The 562-nt window shown below is 69.2% G+C and carries 1 protein-coding gene; it reads left to right on the forward strand.

Features of this window, described 5'->3' with window-relative positions; translation table 11 throughout:
- Nucleotides 1-562, forward strand: a 562-nt coding sequence (locus DSY14_RS28035) for an ATP-grasp domain-containing protein (protein ID WP_307851362.1), incomplete at both ends; no start/stop codon positions are given.

Consider the following 562-nt stretch of genomic DNA (forward strand, 5'->3'; position numbering starts at 1 on the left):
CCGTGTCCTGGTCGAAGAGGCGAGTGACATCGCCGAGGAGTACTACTTCTCCTTCCTGCTCGACCGCGCCAACCGTGACTTCCTCGCCATCTGCTCCAAGGAGGGCGGCATGGAGATCGAGGAGGTCGCCGCGACCCACCCCGAGGCGGTCGTCCGGACCCCGGTCGGCCCCGAGGGTGTGGACCGTGAGGCGGCCCTGGGGATCTGTCGATCCGCCGGGCTGCCGGACGCCGTGCTGGAGCGCGCCTCGACGGTGGTCGCGGCCCTCTGGCGGGTGATGACCGAGGAGGACGCCACGCTCGTGGAGGTGAATCCGCTGGTCCGCACCCGGGACGATCGGGTCGTCGCCCTCGACGGCAAGGTCACCCTGGACGACAACGCCGCCTTCAGGCATCCGGAACGGACCCCCTTCGCCAACGGGGTCGACACGGACGACCGTGAGCTGCGGGCCCGGGAGAAGGGTCTGAACTACGTCAAGCTCGACGGCGAGGTCGGCATCATCGGTAACGGTGCCGGTCTGGTCATGTCGACCCTGGACGTGGTCGCCTACGCCGGAGAGGAC

Origin of the sequence: Nocardiopsis sp. MG754419, from assembly GCF_018207095.1 — a bacterium.
Classification (GTDB): domain Bacteria; phylum Actinomycetota; class Actinomycetes; order Streptosporangiales; family Streptosporangiaceae; genus Nocardiopsis.